Origin of the sequence: Ralstonia mannitolilytica (assembly GCF_905397375.1) — a bacterium.
In the GTDB taxonomy this organism is placed as follows: Bacteria; Pseudomonadota; Gammaproteobacteria; order Burkholderiales; family Burkholderiaceae; genus Ralstonia; species Ralstonia mannitolilytica.
The window spans coordinates 374,349-391,037 of record NZ_CAJPVG010000001.1 but is presented as its reverse complement, the minus strand read 5'-3'; the positions used below and the strand labels follow the sequence as shown (position 1 = coordinate 391,037).

Below are 16,689 nucleotides of genomic sequence, written 5' to 3'. Positions count from 1 at the left end.
GGCGCGGTCAGGCGTTCATTGCCGGCCGCGCACCCACCCGAACACCACCGCCAGCAGCACCAGAAACGGCACACCCACCACCAGCGTCATCCGGAAATCGGGCATCCAAGCGGTGCTCACGATGATGACCGCCATGGCGATCGCGCCAAGCGTGGTCAGCACCGGAAAACCCCACATGCGAAAGCGCAATGCGCGACCCTCGCGCTCGGCGGCCCGCCGGAAGCGCAAGTGCGTCACAAAGATGACGAGCCACGTAAACAGCGCACCGAACATCGCCAGCGACATCATCAGCAGGAACGAGTGCCCCGGCAGCACCACGCTCAGCACCGCCGCCAATGCCGCACCGGAGCTGGACACCGCCAGCGCGCGCAGCGGCACGCCGCGCTGGCTTACCGCGCCCAACGCCTGAGGCGCCTGCCCGCCCCGCGCGAGGCTGAACAGCATGCGCGTCGATACATACAGCTGCGCGTTCATCGACGACAGCGCTGCGGTCAGCACCACGAAGTTCATCACGCCCGCACCCCCGGCAATACCGAGGATTTCCATCACGCGCACGAAGGGGCTTTTGCCCGTGCCGGCCTGCTGCCACGGCACCACGGCCAGCATCAGCGCGAGCGTGCAGAGGTAGAAGAACACCAGCCGGAACAGCGTTGAGCGGAAGGCACTGGTGGCGGCGGCTTCGGGCTCGCGTGCCTCGCCGGCGGCCACGGCAATCAGCTCGATACCGAAGAAGCTGAAGATGCTGACCACCGCGCCGAACCACACGCCATTCCAGCCGTGCGGCAGGAAGCCGCCCGCGCTCACGTAGTTGTGAAAGCCGATCGGGCCGCCGTCGGGTGCACGATAGATGGCGTAGCTCGCCACCGCCAGAAACGCGACGATGGCCACCACCTTGATCATCGAGCACCAGTATTCGGCCACGCCAAACACGTCGACGCTGCTGGCATTGATCCACACCAGCACGGCCGAGAACCCGACGATCCACACCCACGCCGGCACGCCCGGAAACCAGTACGCCATGTACACCGCCACCGCGGTCACTTCTGCACCGATGACGAAGACGACGGCCGCCCAATACGCATAGCGCACGAGGAAGCCGGCCAGCGGGCTCACGTAGTGCTCGGCATAGGCGCCGAAAGAGCCGGTGGTCGGGTGCGCCACGACCATTTCGGCAAGGCAGCCCATGAGGAGCAGCGCGATGAACGCCCCGATGGCGTAACTGGCGATGACGCCCGGGCCGGCCAGTTGAATGGCTGCACCGCTGCCGAGGAACAAGCCGGTGCCGATCGCGCTGCCGATGGCGATCATGGTGAGTTGCGCGGAAGAGAGGCGGTGCTGCAGGCCGCCTTCGCGTGCGGCCAGCGCTTCGAAGCTGCCGGTGGCCTTGGTCATGGTGTTGTCCTGACTGGGGAAAGGCCCGGATGATACGCCGCCCCATGCAAAACGCCCCGCGCGGAGGCGGGGCGTCTTGTACAACGGGGCGGCGGCGCTCAGCGCGCCACGGGCTTGGCGTACTGGATCGGAATGTCTACCCGCGCCTGCGGCAGCGTCTTCTTGAGCTGCGCACGCGCGTTCACGGCCTCCTGGAACGACGCAAAGCGCAGCGTGCTGATGTTCAGGTGTCCGTAATACTCCGCCGACACGGGTGTTGCGGGCAGGGTGCCGACTGCCTGGCGCACGCTGTCGACTGACACCTGCGAGACAACCACCTCGTTGCGGCTCTCGCCAACCACGCCGCGCTCGTTGGCGACTTGCGTGACGGCTGCCGACGCAGCGCCCGCGGCCTTGGTACGCGTGCCGCTGGAAAGCACCTTGAACGACTGCGTTTCGATCTGCACCGTCGGTGCACTTGCGTACTGCGCAAGTTCCTGCGTGCTGAGGTGCTTGCCGACCGCCAGGTCCGCGGCTTGGCAGGCGGCGCCCATCGAGAGGAGCACCGCCAGCGACGCGGTTTTCATAAAAGTTGCATGGATCATGTTGAATGTTCTCCGAACGGGCTCACTTGGCGGCGATCACGCGGTATTCCACGGCCAGGGGCGTGGCCAGGGTCACGGTGTGGGTGCCGCCCTGGGGCTGGTACGTCGAGCAGGCGTTGGTCGGTACGCCGCTGACGGCATAGACCTCCCACGTGCCGGCTGCGTTTTCGCCGTAGAAGGCGTAGCTGCCAAGGCCGTACTTGTTCACGGCATTGACGCCGTTGTTGTAGTAGCCGTTGTAGGGGAGGGACAACGCCGACACCGTGCCCGACGGCGATTTCACAAAGAAGCCGACGCTACCAATGCAGACGGAGCCCGACACCCGCAACTGCAAGGCATCGACCTTGTCAGTGCCCGACACGTTGAACTGGCCGAGCTTTTGCACCGCGCCGTAGTTCAGCTGGTTGACGTTGGCGAACGCCGCCGCGAAATCCGGCACCGACAAGGCAGCCGGCTTATACGTTGTGGTGGCTTTGGCCATCTTCACGGCGGCGGATGCGTCGATCAATCCAAAGCCGTACCACGTCGAATACGCATAGCCAGCGGCGTTGGTCTGCCAGCCGTAGTCCAGGCGTGCGGTGGTGGCGCCGTCAACCAGGCTCGTGCTCGTGTCGGCCGTGGTGGTGTTGCTCGTCAGGTCGATCTTGGCATTGCGGCCGTCGCGATTGCCGTAGTCCGGGTCGATCTTGCGTGCGGTGGCCCGCAGAATTTCACGCACATCGCGCCAGGTCAGATTCGGATTGGCCGAGAGCATCAGCGCAACCACGCCGGACACCGTGGGCGTTGCCGCAGACGTGCCGTTCATGCTCGAGTAGTCGCATTTCGGGTTGTCTTTCAGATTGGTGGCCGTGCCCGCCATCGCAAAGTCATCCAGCTCGTCTGTATTGGCACGGCTGTAGCCGCGCGCGCAGCCGCTGAGGTCGGTGGAGAAGATCTTCGGCCCGGACCCGACCTCGCCGTACTTGCCGCCGTTGCCGGACTCGCCGCCCAGGCCCGTGATCCAGTTGACCGATCCGGCGTTTGAATAGCTCGCCTTGACGCCACGCGCATTGGCAGCGCCCACCAGGATCACGCCCGGCTCAAGCGCTTCGGGGTCATTGGCCGGATTCTCGCAACTGACGAGCCCAGGAACGCCGCCGGCGGCAGGGCACGTCCGCTCCGGCTGCCCTGGAACCACGATCGCGTCATACTCGTTGCCCGCTGCCTTGAGCATCACCATTCCACGGCCGCCGCGCAGGTTCGGGAACGCGCGAACCGCCGTCTGTGCCGAGGTGGGCGTGTCGTACTCCAGGGGCGCCTGCGGGTTCGCACCGTACGACGCATTGATGATGTGGCCGTTCTTCGACCAGGCCGCGCCGCCATAGGCGGCGTTAATGTCGGGGTTCGCCGCGCGCAGGTAGCGTGCACCGCCCAACGTCGCCCGCGGCGCGATCCCCATCACACCCTTGCCGTTCTGCGCCGCGGCGATGATGCCGGCCACGTTGGTGCCGTGCGCGTCCTTGATGTTCGCGGGATTGTCTGCCGGTGTCGGATCGTTCGAGCCATCGTCGAAGTTGTGCGTCATGTCCGAGTTGGCATTGGCGAACAGGTCTTCGTTGTGCACATCGATGCCGTCGTCCAGCACGAGCACGTTCACGCCCTGGCCCTTGACGCCGGCCCGGTGTACGTCTTCCACATCAATGTCGGTCGTGCCGTCGGCGACGAGACCGAACGCCGCAAAGAAGCTGTTCGCCTGCCTGAGCGCCCACTGGTAGGCGTACAGCGGCTCGGTGCTGCCGGTCTGGCAGGCGTACTTGGCATCGACGCCAGTTTCTGCGCAGGTGGATGCGGGCGGCGTGTTGCCGCCGTTGTTGCCGCCGCCAGTGCTGGCTGTGTTGCTGCCGGAATCTCCGCCGCCGCACGCGGCCAGGGCCACGGTGGCGAACAGCGTCAAGGCAAGCGTTTTTCCCGTTATGTCTTTCACGAGACCCCCGTTTTGTCGTTGTGAGTTGTGCGAAGCGCGGGATGCCCGCACCGCTTTGACCTGTTCGACGAAGAGAGGGCACATCGTCCGTGCCCGCCGCAAGCGCATTGGCGCTCGTCAGGTCGGGCCGGATGCTCGCATGCACGACGGGCGCGCTTCAACGAAGAAGGCGCATGCCGTCGCTAACCGGTTCCGCTGTCGCGCGAACCTGTCAGCGCGTCTCAGCCCAGGAGCGGCAAGCGCGGGAGGAGGGAGGAAAAAACGCGTGCGGGAAGAGGGGCGCTGCGCGCATCAGCGCATCTGCATGACCCAGGTGCGCCAGTCCTTGTGCTGCACGAAGGGCATGGCAGCGGCGCGCCCTTCGACGGCCAGCATGCGCGTCTCACGCGGTGACATGCTGGTCGCACGACGGTATGCACGTGCAAAGTTCGAAGCGTCGGAAAAACCGTAGGTCTGCGCGATTTCGGCCACCGAACGGTGTGTCTGCGACCGGTCGGCGAGGATCGCGTGGCACTGTCGCAGGCGCTGCATGCGCAGGTAGTTGAAGAAGCCGCCTTCGCGCTCGAACAGCCGGTAGAGCGTGGCACGCGAGATGCCAAACTGCACGGCCACGCCTTCGGGCGAAAGCGTCAGATCCGACAAGTTGTGCTGCATGTGCCGGCAGATCGATGCAAACAGGCTTTCCCTCACGGACGGCGCATTGGCTTCGGTCACCTGGCAGTTGATGGCGGCCGCAGCCAGTTGCAGGGTGCCCGGGATGACGGCCTGCGCTTCGGCATCGCTCAACTTCCCCATCGACTGATAGAGCGAACACAGGTGATCGCGCAGCAGCCCGACCATCGGGGCGTCGCCGCGCAGCACGCGCATGCTCAGTTCGTCGGGTGCGCGCAGCAGCGGTGCCAGCAGGCGCCGTGGCACGGCCAGGCTCAGAAAGCGGCTGTCGGTCGTGCTGGTGGCGAGCGGCTGCGCAGCGTCGACGATGAACAGATCGCCCGGGCGCGTGGCGCTGCCGCTGTCGCCATCGCGCTGTCCGCAGCTGCCTTCCAGGTAATACTGCAGAACGTAGACATCCACGCCGTCGCGCCCGAGCTTGGAGCGGGAGCGGTCGTAGTGTTGTGCCTGTGCGCTGAGCATGCCCACGCCGGTCTCCCCGCACAGATAGGCATCGACGCTGGCCCGGAACCCCTCCGCGCGCGGCACGGCAGAGCGCGTGTCGAACAGCACGTTGATCGCGTCCCGCCACGCGGCGAATTGATGCTCGCGCGCAAGCGCAGATGTATCGAAGTGCGAATGCGGTGGTTTGCTCACGGCGGTTTCCTCAAAGCCCCCGGCATTGTGCAGAAGTCGTGGCCGATGACGGCATGCTCCAAAAGGAGGGTTTACGCCGCACGCTCGCCTACACCACCGCCAGCCTTGGCCGCTCCGGTCTGGGCATGACCACGTTGCGGCCTGCGGCCTTGGCTTCATACAGCCGTCCATCGGCCAGCCGAACAAGGTCTTCCAGCGTGTCGTCTTCGGCGGCAACGCCCGAATGCACGGCCACGCCGATGCTCACCGTCAGCTGGCCGTACGCACTTCCCGCGTTGGGCTCGTCGGCCGCCAAGACAGCGGCCCGAATGGCTTCAGCCACGCGCACGGCGCCGCTGAGGTCCGTATTGGGCAGCACGGCGCAGAACTCTTCGCCGCCGTACCGGCCGGCAAAGTCGCCGGGCCGCTTGATGCTGTCGTTCACGCAGCGCGCGACGGTGCGCAGCGCGGTGTCGCCGGCGGCGTGGCCGTAGCGGTCGTTGTAGCGCTTGAAGTCGTCCACGTCGATCATCAGGACCGACATCGGCGTGCGGTGCCGGTTGGACCGCAGCCATTCCATTTCCAGCGCGGCATCGAGCGCGCGGCGCGTGCCGAGGCCGGTCAGGCTGTCGGTGTTGGCCATGAGCTGCAGCTGCTGCTCCATCTCGAGGCGCTTGCGCAGCTGCCGCGCAAAGAGCACAGACAGCACCATGAACACCGCGTCGAGGATCAGCACAATGCCGCCGATCACCCAGGCGCGCTGCCACCATTCGGCGTAGATGTCTTCGGTGGCCAGCCCGACCGTGACGATCAGCGGGTGGTCTCCGATATGGCGGAAGCTGTAGAGCCGTTCGATGTTGTCAATGCCGCCGACGTCGATGTAGGAGCCCTCGGGTGCCAGCAGGCGCTTCTGAAACGCGGTGGCACCGGCAACGCTGCGGCCGATGAGTTGTTCGTCGTACGGGCGGCGCATGAGCAGCGTGCCGTCGGTGCGCACCAGCGTCACGGCCGCGTGCGGGCCGAGGTTGATGCCGTCGAAGAGCCGGCGGAAGTAGTTCAGGCGCAGCGTGGCGACCACGATGCCGTTGAACTCCCCGTGGGGACCGTTCAGGCGCCGGCTCAGGCCGATCGACGTCTCCAGGCCGCTCACGCGCGGCTTGAACGGCTCGCTGATATAGAGCCCCATGTTCGGGGAGCCCCGCTGCACCTGGAAGTAGTCGCGATCGCCGAGGTAGATGCGCCGGGGCGGCACCGCGCGCGAATCGACGACCACGTCGCCCGCCGCGTTCGTGACCAGCAGCGAGCCCATGTCCTGTGCGTTGGTGGACCGGTCAAACAGCACCAGCTGCCGCACGTTGGCCGGCAGCGCGCTGATGACCGGATCATGGACCGTGTCGATGACGGCCTGCAGCGACAGGTCGTACACTTCGATGTTGCGCGCGATGTCGCGCTGCAGGATCAGTGCGAGGTTGTCTGCGCTGTCCCGCGCGCGCGCCAGCGCGTCGACGCGCATCTCCCACAGCGACAGTGCCGTCAACCCAGTCACCACGAGCGACAGCACCGACGCCCCGGCGATCAGCAGGGGAGGGCGTCGCAGAAGGGCCGCCGTAGCGCGCTGGAGAGGCATGCGCGAATTGTGAATTAGTGATGAGGCGGACGATTGTGTACCGGACTCCACCTTCCTAGGCAATAGGTTGTAGAACCTTTTGCGCAGCGAAAACGTTTGCGTACGCGCTCCTACGCCGCCGCGTCGCGCAGGTGCAGCACTTGCTAACCCCTTGGGGGATGTGCCGGGCGCGCCGCACCGCACCGCTTCGATGGGGCGGGCCCCACCTCATCACCACCTTTGCCTATGCTGGATCCGCACCCTTGGAGAACGCCATGCCAGACGACCGCGCCTCGCCCACGCCCGCGCCCGCCAACCCGCATCCGCCCGTCGCGGATACGCACGAAGAGGCGCTGCTCGACGAGGGCATCGAAGAAACCTTTCCCGCGAGCGACCCGGTGTCGGTCGATACCGGCAAGCCCGATGTCCCGCCGGAAGTGCCGGCACAGGCGCCCAGGCCATAAAATGCGCAATATGTGTCAACGCAATCGCCACTTCGTCCGTATTACGTGACATCAGAGATGACGTTCGGATCGCGCACGCGCGACATGACCGGCGCGCCGGCGGCCGCAAGACAACCGACCGCGCCCGGCAACAACGGGGGCTCAACACAGGTTGGGGACGCTTCTTGAGGCGCAAGCCGCAGGGCCGCCAGATTCCGGCCCGGCGCGCGCCGATACCTCCCGTTTGCGCGTACCCGCATCCCATCCGGTGCGCCACCGGCGCCGCGCTCAGCCGCGTGCATGACGTGGCGCACCCTTCAAGCCAGCAGGATTTCGTGTTTCACCATGCCTGACGCCGCGTCCAACGACGCCAGTCCCCCCTCGCGCAGACCGTCGCCCAAGCGTTCCGCCCGTGACGGCGCAGACGCCGCGCTCGACCCATCCGCCAGCGCCTCCCGCGCCGATTCCGGTTTCGGCCTGGGCGGCTGGTCCGTCATCGGCATCGTGCTCGTCCTGGGCGCGCTCGTCTTCGACAGCCTGTATGCGCTGCTCGACCACGTGCATTACGCCGACATGGTGGCTGCGCTGCATGCCATGCCGTTCTCGCGCCTGTTGCTGGCCGCCTTGGCCACGGCGCTCAGCTATGCCGCCCTGACGCGGTACGACGCATCGGGCTTGCGGTATGTCGGCGCGCAACTGGCGCCAGGCACGGTCGCTGCCACCTCGTTCATTGCCTATGCGCTCGGCAACACGATCGGGCTCGGTTCGCTGACGGCGGGGTCGGTGCGCACGCGCCTGTACACAGCGGCCGGTGTCGACGCCGACCGCGTGACCGCTGCCGTGGCGTTCGATGCCAGCGCGCTGGGCGTGTCCACCACGGCCTTCGGCGCGGTGGGGCTGCTGTGGGGCGCACCGCATATCGCCGCCATCACGCATCTGCCGGCGTCGCTGCTCGAAGCGGTGGCGCTGCTCGTTCTGGCTGGCGTGGTCGTGCTGCTGGCGTTGTGCCTGCGGCAGCGGCACGTCACGCTGGTCGGCCGCTGGGAAATCCGCTTGCCGCCGCCCGGGCTCGCGGCGCGGCAGTTCGTGATCTCGGCGGCGGACCTGAGCGCGGCGGCGGCGGCGCTGTGGGTCCTGATGCCGGCCGGCGCCGTCGATCTGCCCACGTTCGTAGCCTTCTACGCGCTGGCCGTCACGCTGGGCGTATTGAGCCAGAGCCCGGGCGGCCTGGGGGTGTTCGAGGCCGTGATCCTGCTGGGGTGCGGCGACCAGGCGGCGCCGGCCGAGATCCTGGCTGCGCTGCTCTACTACCGGGCGATCTACTTCCTGATGCCGCTGGTGCTGGCCACCGCCATGCTCGGCGTCTTCGAGCTGCGCTCGGGCACCGGTGCGGGTGCGCCGTTTGCCCCGTTCGGGCGCGCGGCGGTCAAGCTATCGCCGGGGCTGCTGGCGGCGCTGACGATGGTCTCGGGCGTGATGCTGCTCGTCTCCGGCGTCACCCCTGCCACCGACGAGGCCGAAGACCTCCTGCGCATGCACGTGCCGCTGTTCCTGGTGGAGGCGTCGCACATGATCGGCAGCGTGGCGGGGCTCGTCATGCTGTTTGTCGCGCGGGGGCTGCTGCATCGGCTCGACGCGGCGTGGTGGGCGGCGCTGGTGCTGTCGCTGCTGGCGGGCGTGCTGGCGCTGCCCAAGGGCATCGCCGTGTCGGAGATGGCGGTGCTCGTGACGCTGGCGGTGCTGCTGGTCATCTCGCGCCGGCAGTTCGACCGGCCGTCGTCGCTGTTCTCGCAGCGGCTGGAGGCCGGCTGGCTCATCGCCATGGCATGCGTGTTCGCGGCGTGCGTGTGGATCCTCTTCTTTGCCTACCGCGAAGTCGCCTACGCCAACCAGCTCTGGTGGCAGTTCACCTTCGATGGCGATGCGCCGCGCTCCATCCGCGCGCTCATGGCGGTGGCCGTGACGGGCCTCGGCTTCGGCCTGTGGCAACTGTTCCGCAGCGAGCCCGGCGAGACGGCCCTGCCCACCGAAGAAGACCTTGCCCGCGCCGCCGAGATCATCCGCGCCCAACCCGCCGCCGACGCCGTGCTCGCCCTGATGGGCGACAAGAGCCTGCTGTTCTCGCCGTCCGGCAAGGCTTTCATCATGTATGCCCGGCAGGGGCGCTCGTGGGTGGCGCTGTCCGACCCGGTGGGCGCGCAGCAGGAGTGGCCCGAGCTGATCTGGCGCTTCATCGAAATGGCCGATGCGCACGGCGGCCGCGCGGCGTTCTACAAGACGCGCCCGCAGACGCTGCCGCTGTACCTTGATGCCGGCCTGCGCGCGTACAAGCTCGGCGAGGAGGCATACGTGTCCCTGCCGGAATTCAGCCTGAAGGGATCCCGCCGCGCCAACCTGCGCCACGGCGTGACGCGCGGCGAGCGCGAAGGGCTGTCGTTCGAGATCGTGCCGCCCCAAGGCGTGCCGGCCATCCTGGAGGAGCTGCGCGCCATCTCCGACGAGTGGCTGCGCAACCAGAACGCGCGCGAGAAGGGGTTCTCGCTCGGCGCGTTTGAAGACCGTTACATCCTCCGCCAGCCCGTGGCGGTGGTGCGACGCGAAGGCGCCATCCTGGCCTTTGCCACGCTGATGTGCCCCGACGTGCTGCGCATCGAGGCCAGCGTCGACCTGATGCGCTACCGCAGCAACGTGCCGCCGGGCACGATGGATTTCCTGTTCGGCAAGGTCATTCTCCACTTCCAGGCCGAGGGGTATCAGCGCTTTGGACTAGGGATGGCGCCCATGTCCGGCATGGTCGAGCACCAGCTTGCGCCGCGCTGGCACCGGTTCGGACGGATGATGTTCCGCCATGGCGCGCGCTTCTACAATTTCCGCGGGTTGCGCAATTTCAAGGACAAGTTCGAGCCGGTATGGGAAGCCCGCTACCTGCTCGCACGCGGCGGCCTCGCGCCGCTGTTTACATTGACGGACGTCGCCGCGCTGATCGGCGGCGGCTTGAAGGGAGTGATCTCCAAATGAGTCGGCAAGCACCGCGCCCGCAAGAGGCGCGGCATCGGGGAGTGCAGCCCAGGGGCTGGCGTCTGGCGGCCCGCGTGGGCGCGGCCTGCATGGCGCTGGCGGCCGCGTGCGCCGTGGTGCCCAATGCGTGGGCGGCCGCCACCGCACCGAAGCCCGCGCCGGTGCAGGGCCCGGTGCTCGTGCCGCCGGTCGGGATGACCGGCGCCAGCGGCGTGACAGCCGCGCCACCGCAGGGCGACATGCCGCCGCGCGTGCAGATGAGCCCCGCCGCCGTCGCGGCCAACAAGGCAGCCAACGGCGGCGTGCTGTCGCTGCCGGTCGTGTCGCCGGCCACTTCGGCTGCCGCGCCCGGCGCCGTCGAGTTCGTCACCCACGGGCGCTTTCGCGATGTGCCGGTCTACAAGCCCAGGGGCGAAATCCGCTCGGTCGTGCTGATGCTTTCGGGCGATCTGGGCTGGACGACCACGGCCTCGCGCATGGCCCAGGCATTGGCCGACCAGGGTGCGTTGGTGGCGGGGCTCTCCACGCCCGCGTTGTTCTCCAGCCTCGAGGCCGACTTTGGCGATTGCGCGTTCCCCGACGGGGATCTCGAAAACTTCAGCCGCTTCCTGCAGGCGTACGAGAAGGTGCCGGGCTATTTCCCGCCCATCCTCGTCGGCGACAACGAAGGCGGTGCGCTGGCGTACGCCATGATCGCCCAGGCGCGCCCCAACATCTTCGCGGCAGCCATGTCGATCGAGTTCTGCCCGGTGCTCGAACTGCGCAAGCCGCTGTGCAAGGGCGAGGGCATCCATTTCAGCCGCCGCCAGAGCGAGAGCCGGACCACTGCCAAGCGCACCAAGCCGCCCGAGAACGCCGGCGTGGTGCTGCTGCCGGCGACCAAGCTGTCGGCGCCGTGGGTCGTGCTGCAATCCGACACGCTCACGCCGTTTGCGCGCCGCTCCGGCCCGCTGTGCGATGCGCATGCCACACAAGCCTTCATCAACACGATCTCGGGCGCGCAGTCGGTGGCGCTGCCGGCGTCCGTGTCGGGCGCGAACGCTCAGCCCATCACCGCGAACGAGCTGTTCAAGGCCGCCTTCGCCAAGCTCGTGGCGCAGCGCAAGCCACCCGCTGCGCCGCCGCCTGCCGCGGTGTCGGACTTGCCGATCATCGAGGTCGCCGCGCAGCCCGGCACGTCGTCCGACCTGTTCGCGGTGCTGCTCTCCGGCGACGGCGGCTGGGCCGGGCTGGACAAGGAGGTCGCGGCCGCGTTGTCCAAATCGGGCGTGCCGGTGGTCGGCGTCGATTCGCTGCGCTATTTCTGGACGCCGCGCACACCGGCCTCCGCTGCCGCCGACATGGACCGCCTCGTGCGCTTCTACGCCGCGCGGTGGAAGAAGCCGAGGGCGTTGCTGATCGGCTATTCGCAAGGCGCCGACGTGCTGCCGTTCATCGTCAACCGCATGCCGGCCGCCTCGCGCGACCACGTTGCGCTGGCGGTGATGATGGGCCTGGGCAAGCGCGCCGACTTCGAATTCCACATGACCAACTGGGTGTCGAGCAGCTCGTCGGGCCTGCTGATCCTGCCCGAGGCGCAGAAGCTGCCCACGGGCCTCGGCATGTGCATCTACGGCAAGGACGAGAAGGACAGCAATTGCCCCGCCCTGGACCCGAAGCAGGTTCAGCTCGTCAGGCTGCCCGGCGGCCATCACTTCGATGGCGACTACGCCAAGCTGGCGCGGATCATCCTCGAAGGGGCACGCGCGGGCGGCGGCGGGGCTGTCGCGCGCTGACCGATGGCAGTCGTGGCCGCCGCGCCTCGTGCGTGTCAACCGCCGGCGGCCAGGGACTGCACGCACTCATCGACGCTCAATTCGTGCAGCATCGCCGGGCGCAGCGTTTCGTCGGTGGCGCGCAGCAGGGCGGCCAGCGCACGCGGCTTGAGCCGCACCAGCATCAGCTGCAGGCCGCGCGCCGCGCATTCCGCCGCAAAGATGCGCAAGGCCTCGATGGCCGAGCCATCGACGTCGGGCGTTTCTTCGAGGCTCAGCATGATCGTGCGCAAGGGCACGTCGTACGGCTGCTGCAGCATCGCCCGCACGTTGCCGAGCACGCGTTCGGTATTGGCGAAGAACAGCGGCACCTCCGGCCGGACGATCAGTACGCCAGGCAGCGGCTTCGCGTCGGCGTGCAGGGACACATCGACGAAATCATGGCTGTCGCGCAGGCGTCCGAGCACGCTCACGTTGGGCTCGGAGAGCTGGCGCAGCGTCAGCAGCAGGCTCACGCCGATCGCCGCCAGCAGCCCGTGCAGCACGCCAAGCACCAGCACGGCCAGCAGCGCGGCGATGACGACGAGGCGATCGCGGTGCCATGTCCAGTACGGCTTGAACACGCCCGGGTGCAGCGAATGGCTGACGGCAAAGATCACGATCGCGGCCAGCACCGGCTCGGGAATCCGTGCGAGCTGCGCAAGGAACAGCCAGACGATCAGCGCCACCACGGCCGCCGCGCACAGCCCGGCCAGCCGTGACTGCGCGCCCGCCGCCTCGTTGGCCGACGTGGCGGAATACCCGGCGCCGACCGGCATGCCGTGCAGCAGGCCCGACAGCAGATTCGCGCAGCCCAGCGCGACGAGGTCGCGGTTGGCCGACATGCTGTCGCCGTGTTTGAGCGCGAAGTTCCGGATCGAGCCGTACGACTCGGCATACAGGATCAGCATGAGCGCAAAGCCGAGCTCCGCACTCTGCATCCATTGCACGCGGCCCAGGCTCGGCACGCCGAAGCTCACGTTCTGCAGATCGATCTGGCCCACCACGGCAATGCCATAAGCATGCCAGTCGACGCCATAGCCCACTGCGATGGCGAGCACGATGACGACCAGCGTGGCCGGAATGCGCCCCCAGCGCCCGAGCCCGAAGAGCAGCACAAGTGCCACCGCGCCGAGCGCCGCGCTGTAGCGGTTGGCGCTTCCCGTGCTGCCGAGCAGGTCCAGTACCACGCGGAGGGTGTCGCTGTGGTGCACGGGCACCGCCAGGATCTTCGGCAACTGCTTGATGGCGATGGTCAGTGCCAGCCCGAACGTGAAGCCGCGCAGCACCGGCCGCGCGATGAAGTCCGACATGCCGCCCAGCCGTGCCAGCCCGGCCAGGATGAACAACACGCCCGTCGCGATGACGAGCGCCGCCGCCATCGTGAGTGCCGTCGCGCCGTTCGTGCCGGGCTCCGGGAGCACCGTCGCGAACAGCACCGCCGCAGACGACGATGTGGCCGAGACGATGGCAAACCGGCTTGTGCCGAGCAGCGCGTAGACAACGAGGCCGCACAGCAGCGCGATCAGCCCTGCCTGCGGCGGCAGGCTCGCGATGCCCGCATAGGCGACGGCTTCGGGCAGCAGCAGGCCCGCAATCGACAGGCCGGCGACCACATCGCCCAGCACGCGGCGCTGCGGCGTCTGCGGGGGCGCGGCCAGCGGCGCGAAGTTCTCTGCGTGCTGCAGCGCGGTGGCGGATTGTTCCTGGTGTGAAGGCATGCGATGCAGGGCAGAAAAGGAAGACGCCGCGACCAGGCGGGCGCGGCGTGCGGTGTCAGCAGCAGGCGGCGGCGCTTACTTGGCGCAGCCCTTGCCTCGGCTCGGTCGCATGCCCTGGGCCTTGGCGTCGGCTTCGGTCATGTACTGGCCCTGCTTGGTCTTGCCGTAGTAACGGTCGCCCGCGCAGTGGTAGACCTTGGTGGTGGCGTTGGCCCAGACCTTGTCGGGGCCGCCACCGGCAGCCACGGTGGCTGGCGCTGCGGCAGCCGGCTTGGCGGGTGCAGCGGCAACGGGCTTGGCCGGCGCGGGCGTCGGGGCGGGTGCTGCAGCAGGTGCAGCGGGCGCGGCAGCAGCCGGCTTGGCCGGTGCAGCGGCCGCAGGGGCCGGCGCCGGAGCAGGTGCCGTCGAGGCGCTCGCGGCGCTGGCCTTCTTGTCGACGCCGCCATGACCGCGGCAGGCACCCTTGAGGGTCGCCCCGCTATAAGGCGTGCCGTCCTTGCAGACTGCGTGCACGCCAGCAGGTGCCGCGGCGGCGGGCGCGGCCGGCGCCGCGGTGCCCTGCGCAAACGCCGATCCCATCACCAGCGCACCCATCGAAAACATCAACGCAGACAGTTTCATAACGAGACCCTCAACGAGGCACACGGGATACGTGCGTGACCGATTAACGCCGGCCAAGGGCGCGCGTTGACCACACCGAGGGTTTGTCAGAAGACAAAGGCTGCAACGTTGACCATTGCGTAACAGTTCAGCGGTGGCGCGAGGTGGCCGACGGCGCGTGCCAGAGCCTCATTACATTGACGAAATGTCAAAAAATAACGTATCGTCAACACCCATGAGGGCTGCTGAAGAAAACCGCCTCCTCCTGCGCGAGGGGCGCAAGATCGTCGAGGCGCTGGGCAAGACCCTGGCGCCGCTGGTGGAGGTCGTGCTGCACGACCTGACCGATCCCGACCATTCCGTGGTCGCCATCGCCAACAATCTTTCGGGCCGCCGGGTGGGCGACGCCGCGACGGAAATGGGCCTGGCGCGCATGGCCGATCCCGGCTTCCCGGAAGTCATCGAAAACTACGCCAACCGGTTTCCCGATGGGCGGCCGGCCAAGAGCACGTCGATCGGGCTGAAGAACAGCCGCGGCGAGTACGTGGCCGCCATCTGCCTGAACATGGACGTGTCGATGCTCGGCGCCGTGACGGCCGGCCTCACGCAACTGGTGCGCATTGACGTGGCAGCGCCGCCGGTGGCCGAGTCGCTCGCGCCCCGCCGCGTGGAAGAAGTGCGTGCCGCACTCGAACGCTTTGCCGTCGCGCGCAACACCACACCCATGGCGATGACGCTCGACCAGCGCCGCGAGGCCATGCGAGAACTGGCCGCCAGCGGCCTGCTGAACCTGCGCCGCGCGTTGTCTGAAGTCGCGCAGACGCTCGGCGTGGCGCGCTCCACCGTCTACACCTACCTGCCCGAAAACTCCGAGGACATTGCATGAGCCTGCCCCTTTCGTACGACGACATTGCTGCCGCGCATGCCCGCCTGCAAGGCGTGGCGCACAAGACGCCCGTGCTGACCTCGTGCACCGCCAACGCGCAGACCGGCGCAGAGCTGTTCTTCAAGGCCGAGAACTTCCAGCGCATGGGTGCTTTCAAGTTTCGCGGCGCATACAACGCGCTGCTGCAGTTCACGCCCGAGCAGCGCAAGGCGGGCGTGATCACGTTCTCGTCGGGCAACCATGCGCAGGCCATTGCCTTGTCGGCGCGGCTGCTCGGCATGCGCGCGGTGATCGTCATGCCCAAGGATGCGCCTGTCATCAAGGTGGAAGCCACGCGCGGCTACGGCGGTGAAGTCGTGTTCTACGACCGCTACACCGAAGACCGCGAGGCCATCGGCCGCAAGCTGGCCGAGGAACACGGCCTCACGCTGATCCCGCCGTACGACCATCCGCACGTGATGGCCGGGCAGGGCACGGCGGCCAAGGAACTGATCGAAGAAGTCGGCCCGCTCGACGTGCTGCTCACCCCGTTGGGCGGCGGCGGGCTGCTCTCGGGGTGTGCCACGGCCGCACGCGCACTGAACCCCGCCTGCAAGATCATCGGCGTGGAGCCCGAAGCCGGCAACGACGGCCAGCAGAGCCTGCGCCGTGGCGAGATCGTCCATATCGATACGCCCAAGACGCTGGCCGACGGCGCGCAGACCCAGCATCTGGGCCGCTACACGTTTGCCGTGATCCGGCAACTCGTCGACGACATCGTCACGGTCAGCGATGCAGAACTCGTCGCCACCATGCGCTTCTTTGCGGGCCGCATGAAGTCGGTGGTCGAGCCTACGGGCTGCCTGGCTGCCGCGGCGGCGCTGCAAGGCAAGGTCGATGTGCGCGGCAGGCGCGTCGGCATCGTCATCTCGGGGGGCAATGTCGACCTGCAGCACTTCGCCAGGCTCGTTCTGGAGCACGCATGAGCGACACGACCGAGGCGCGCTATCTCAACGCGCCGGCGCTGCGCCCGCCCGCCGGGCACTACTCGCACGCGGTGTGCGCCAACGGCTTCGTCTTCGTGGCCGGCCAGATTCCCGTGACGCCGGCCGGTGAAAAACTCGTCGACGCGCCGTTCGAGACGCAGGTGCGGCAAGTGTTGTCCAACCTCGACGCCGTGCTGGCCGCGTCGGGCACCAGCCGCTCGCGCCTCGTGCAGGTGCGCGTATACGTGACCGACATGGAAACGCACTGGCCGGCTTTCGATGCGCTGTACCGTACGTGGATCGGGGACGTGCGCCCGGCGCGTGCGGTGGTGCCGGTGCCGACGCTGCACTACGGCCTGGCCGTGGAGATCGAGGCGACGGCGCTGGCCGGATGACAAAACGCTTGCCGTTGACGGGCGTCAGCATGAGGC

General features: G+C 67.9%; 13 protein-coding genes. 6 read left to right on the top strand and 7 right to left on the bottom strand.

The annotated features are described in order from the left end of the window. Positions 1-15: 15 nt before the first annotated feature. From KHN96_RS01695 to KHN96_RS01675, 5 genes are all read right to left on the bottom strand, one after another. Positions 16-1,392, bottom strand: coding sequence for an amino acid permease (locus KHN96_RS01695; protein WP_045219543.1), 1,377 nt, complete (start codon positions 1,390-1,392; stop codon positions 16-18). A 98-nt stretch (positions 1,393-1,490) separates the two neighbouring features. After that, complete coding sequence (locus KHN96_RS01690) at positions 1,491-1,958, bottom strand: hypothetical protein (protein ID WP_045219545.1); 468 nt, start codon at positions 1,956-1,958, stop codon at positions 1,491-1,493. Positions 1,959-1,998: 40 nt separating this feature from the next. Beyond that, the gene (locus KHN96_RS01685; protein ID WP_238587574.1) at positions 1,999-3,909 is read right to left on the bottom strand and encodes a S8 family serine peptidase; all 1,911 of its coding nucleotides are present in this window, start codon (positions 3,907-3,909) and stop codon (positions 1,999-2,001) included. 321 nt (positions 3,910-4,230) lie between these two features. After that, positions 4,231-5,247, bottom strand: coding sequence for an AraC-like ligand-binding domain-containing protein (locus KHN96_RS01680; RefSeq protein ID WP_062738793.1), 1,017 nt, complete (start codon positions 5,245-5,247; stop codon positions 4,231-4,233). Positions 5,248-5,335: 88 nt separating this feature from the next. Next, positions 5,336-6,853, bottom strand: a complete 1,518-nt coding sequence (locus tag KHN96_RS01675) for a sensor domain-containing diguanylate cyclase (RefSeq protein ID WP_115044479.1) — start codon at positions 6,851-6,853, stop codon at positions 5,336-5,338. A gap of 254 nt (positions 6,854-7,107) precedes the next feature. On the opposite strand from KHN96_RS01675, the gene KHN96_RS01670 reads away from it, so the two are divergent. From KHN96_RS01670 to KHN96_RS01660, 3 genes are all read left to right on the top strand, one after another. Beyond that, positions 7,108-7,296: a hypothetical protein gene (locus tag KHN96_RS01670; RefSeq protein WP_045219551.1), complete on the top strand. Its 189-nt coding sequence runs from the start codon at positions 7,108-7,110 to the stop codon at positions 7,294-7,296. Between the two features lie 324 nt (positions 7,297-7,620). Next, positions 7,621-10,293, top strand: coding sequence for a bifunctional lysylphosphatidylglycerol flippase/synthetase MprF (gene mprF / locus KHN96_RS01665; RefSeq protein ID WP_062738795.1), 2,673 nt, complete (start codon positions 7,621-7,623; stop codon positions 10,291-10,293). Then, a complete protein-coding gene (locus KHN96_RS01660; protein WP_062738798.1) occupies positions 10,290-12,068 on the top strand; it encodes a virulence factor family protein in 1,779 nt (592 codons plus the stop codon). Before mprF ends, KHN96_RS01660 begins: the two co-directional genes overlap by 4 nt. 35 nt (positions 12,069-12,103) lie before the next feature. Here the strand turns inward: KHN96_RS01660 and KHN96_RS01655 are convergent, their stop codons facing one another. Then, positions 12,104-13,807 (bottom strand): SulP family inorganic anion transporter, encoded by a 1,704-nt coding sequence (locus KHN96_RS01655; RefSeq protein ID WP_062738800.1) that lies wholly within the window; start codon positions 13,805-13,807, stop codon positions 12,104-12,106. A 75-nt stretch (positions 13,808-13,882) separates the two neighbouring features. Then, entirely contained in the window at positions 13,883-14,428 is a 546-nt protein-coding gene (locus KHN96_RS01650; protein ID WP_062738803.1) for a hypothetical protein, read from the bottom strand. A gap of 214 nt (positions 14,429-14,642) precedes the next feature. Here KHN96_RS01650 and KHN96_RS01645 point away from each other — a divergent pair, with 214 nt between their 5' ends. Genes KHN96_RS01645 through KHN96_RS01635 form a run of 3 tightly spaced genes read left to right on the top strand, consistent with a single transcriptional unit; the run spans position 14,643 to position 16,653 of the window. After that, complete coding sequence (locus KHN96_RS01645) at positions 14,643-15,293, top strand: helix-turn-helix transcriptional regulator (RefSeq protein ID WP_045219562.1); 651 nt, start codon at positions 14,643-14,645, stop codon at positions 15,291-15,293. Then, positions 15,290-16,258: a threo-3-hydroxy-L-aspartate ammonia-lyase gene (locus KHN96_RS01640; RefSeq protein WP_045219563.1), complete on the top strand. Its 969-nt coding sequence runs from the start codon at positions 15,290-15,292 to the stop codon at positions 16,256-16,258. Before KHN96_RS01645 ends, KHN96_RS01640 begins: the two co-directional genes overlap by 4 nt. Further along, positions 16,255-16,653: a RidA family protein gene (locus KHN96_RS01635; RefSeq protein WP_045219565.1), complete on the top strand. Its 399-nt coding sequence runs from the start codon at positions 16,255-16,257 to the stop codon at positions 16,651-16,653. Before KHN96_RS01640 ends, KHN96_RS01635 begins: the two co-directional genes overlap by 4 nt. Positions 16,654-16,689: the final 36 nt, after the last annotated feature.

What these genes read in the sequence shown, in the direction of transcription:
- KHN96_RS01660 (WP_062738798.1), top strand. Translation starts at nt 10,290, where the DNA reads ATGAGTCGGCAAGCACCGCGCCCGCAAGAGGCGCGGCATCGGGGAGTG.
- KHN96_RS01635 (WP_045219565.1), top strand. Translation starts at nt 16,255, where the DNA reads ATGAGCGACACGACCGAGGCGCGCTATCTCAACGCGCCGGCGCTGCGC.
- KHN96_RS01690 (WP_045219545.1), bottom strand. Translation starts at nt 1,958, where the DNA reads ATGAAAACCGCGTCGCTGGCGGTGCTCCTCTCGATGGGCGCCGCCTGC.
- KHN96_RS01655 (WP_062738800.1), bottom strand. Translation starts at nt 13,807, where the DNA reads ATGCCTTCACACCAGGAACAATCCGCCACCGCGCTGCAGCACGCAGAG.
- KHN96_RS01670 (WP_045219551.1), top strand. Translation starts at nt 7,108, where the DNA reads ATGCCAGACGACCGCGCCTCGCCCACGCCCGCGCCCGCCAACCCGCAT.
- KHN96_RS01695 (WP_045219543.1), bottom strand. Translation starts at nt 1,392, where the DNA reads ATGACCAAGGCCACCGGCAGCTTCGAAGCGCTGGCCGCACGCGAAGGC.
- KHN96_RS01645 (WP_045219562.1), top strand. Translation starts at nt 14,643, where the DNA reads ATGAGGGCTGCTGAAGAAAACCGCCTCCTCCTGCGCGAGGGGCGCAAG.
- mprF (WP_062738795.1), top strand. Translation starts at nt 7,621, where the DNA reads ATGCCTGACGCCGCGTCCAACGACGCCAGTCCCCCCTCGCGCAGACCG.
- KHN96_RS01650 (WP_062738803.1), bottom strand. Translation starts at nt 14,428, where the DNA reads ATGAAACTGTCTGCGTTGATGTTTTCGATGGGTGCGCTGGTGATGGGA.
- KHN96_RS01640 (WP_045219563.1), top strand. Translation starts at nt 15,290, where the DNA reads ATGAGCCTGCCCCTTTCGTACGACGACATTGCTGCCGCGCATGCCCGC.
- KHN96_RS01675 (WP_115044479.1), bottom strand. Translation starts at nt 6,853, where the DNA reads ATGCCTCTCCAGCGCGCTACGGCGGCCCTTCTGCGACGCCCTCCCCTG.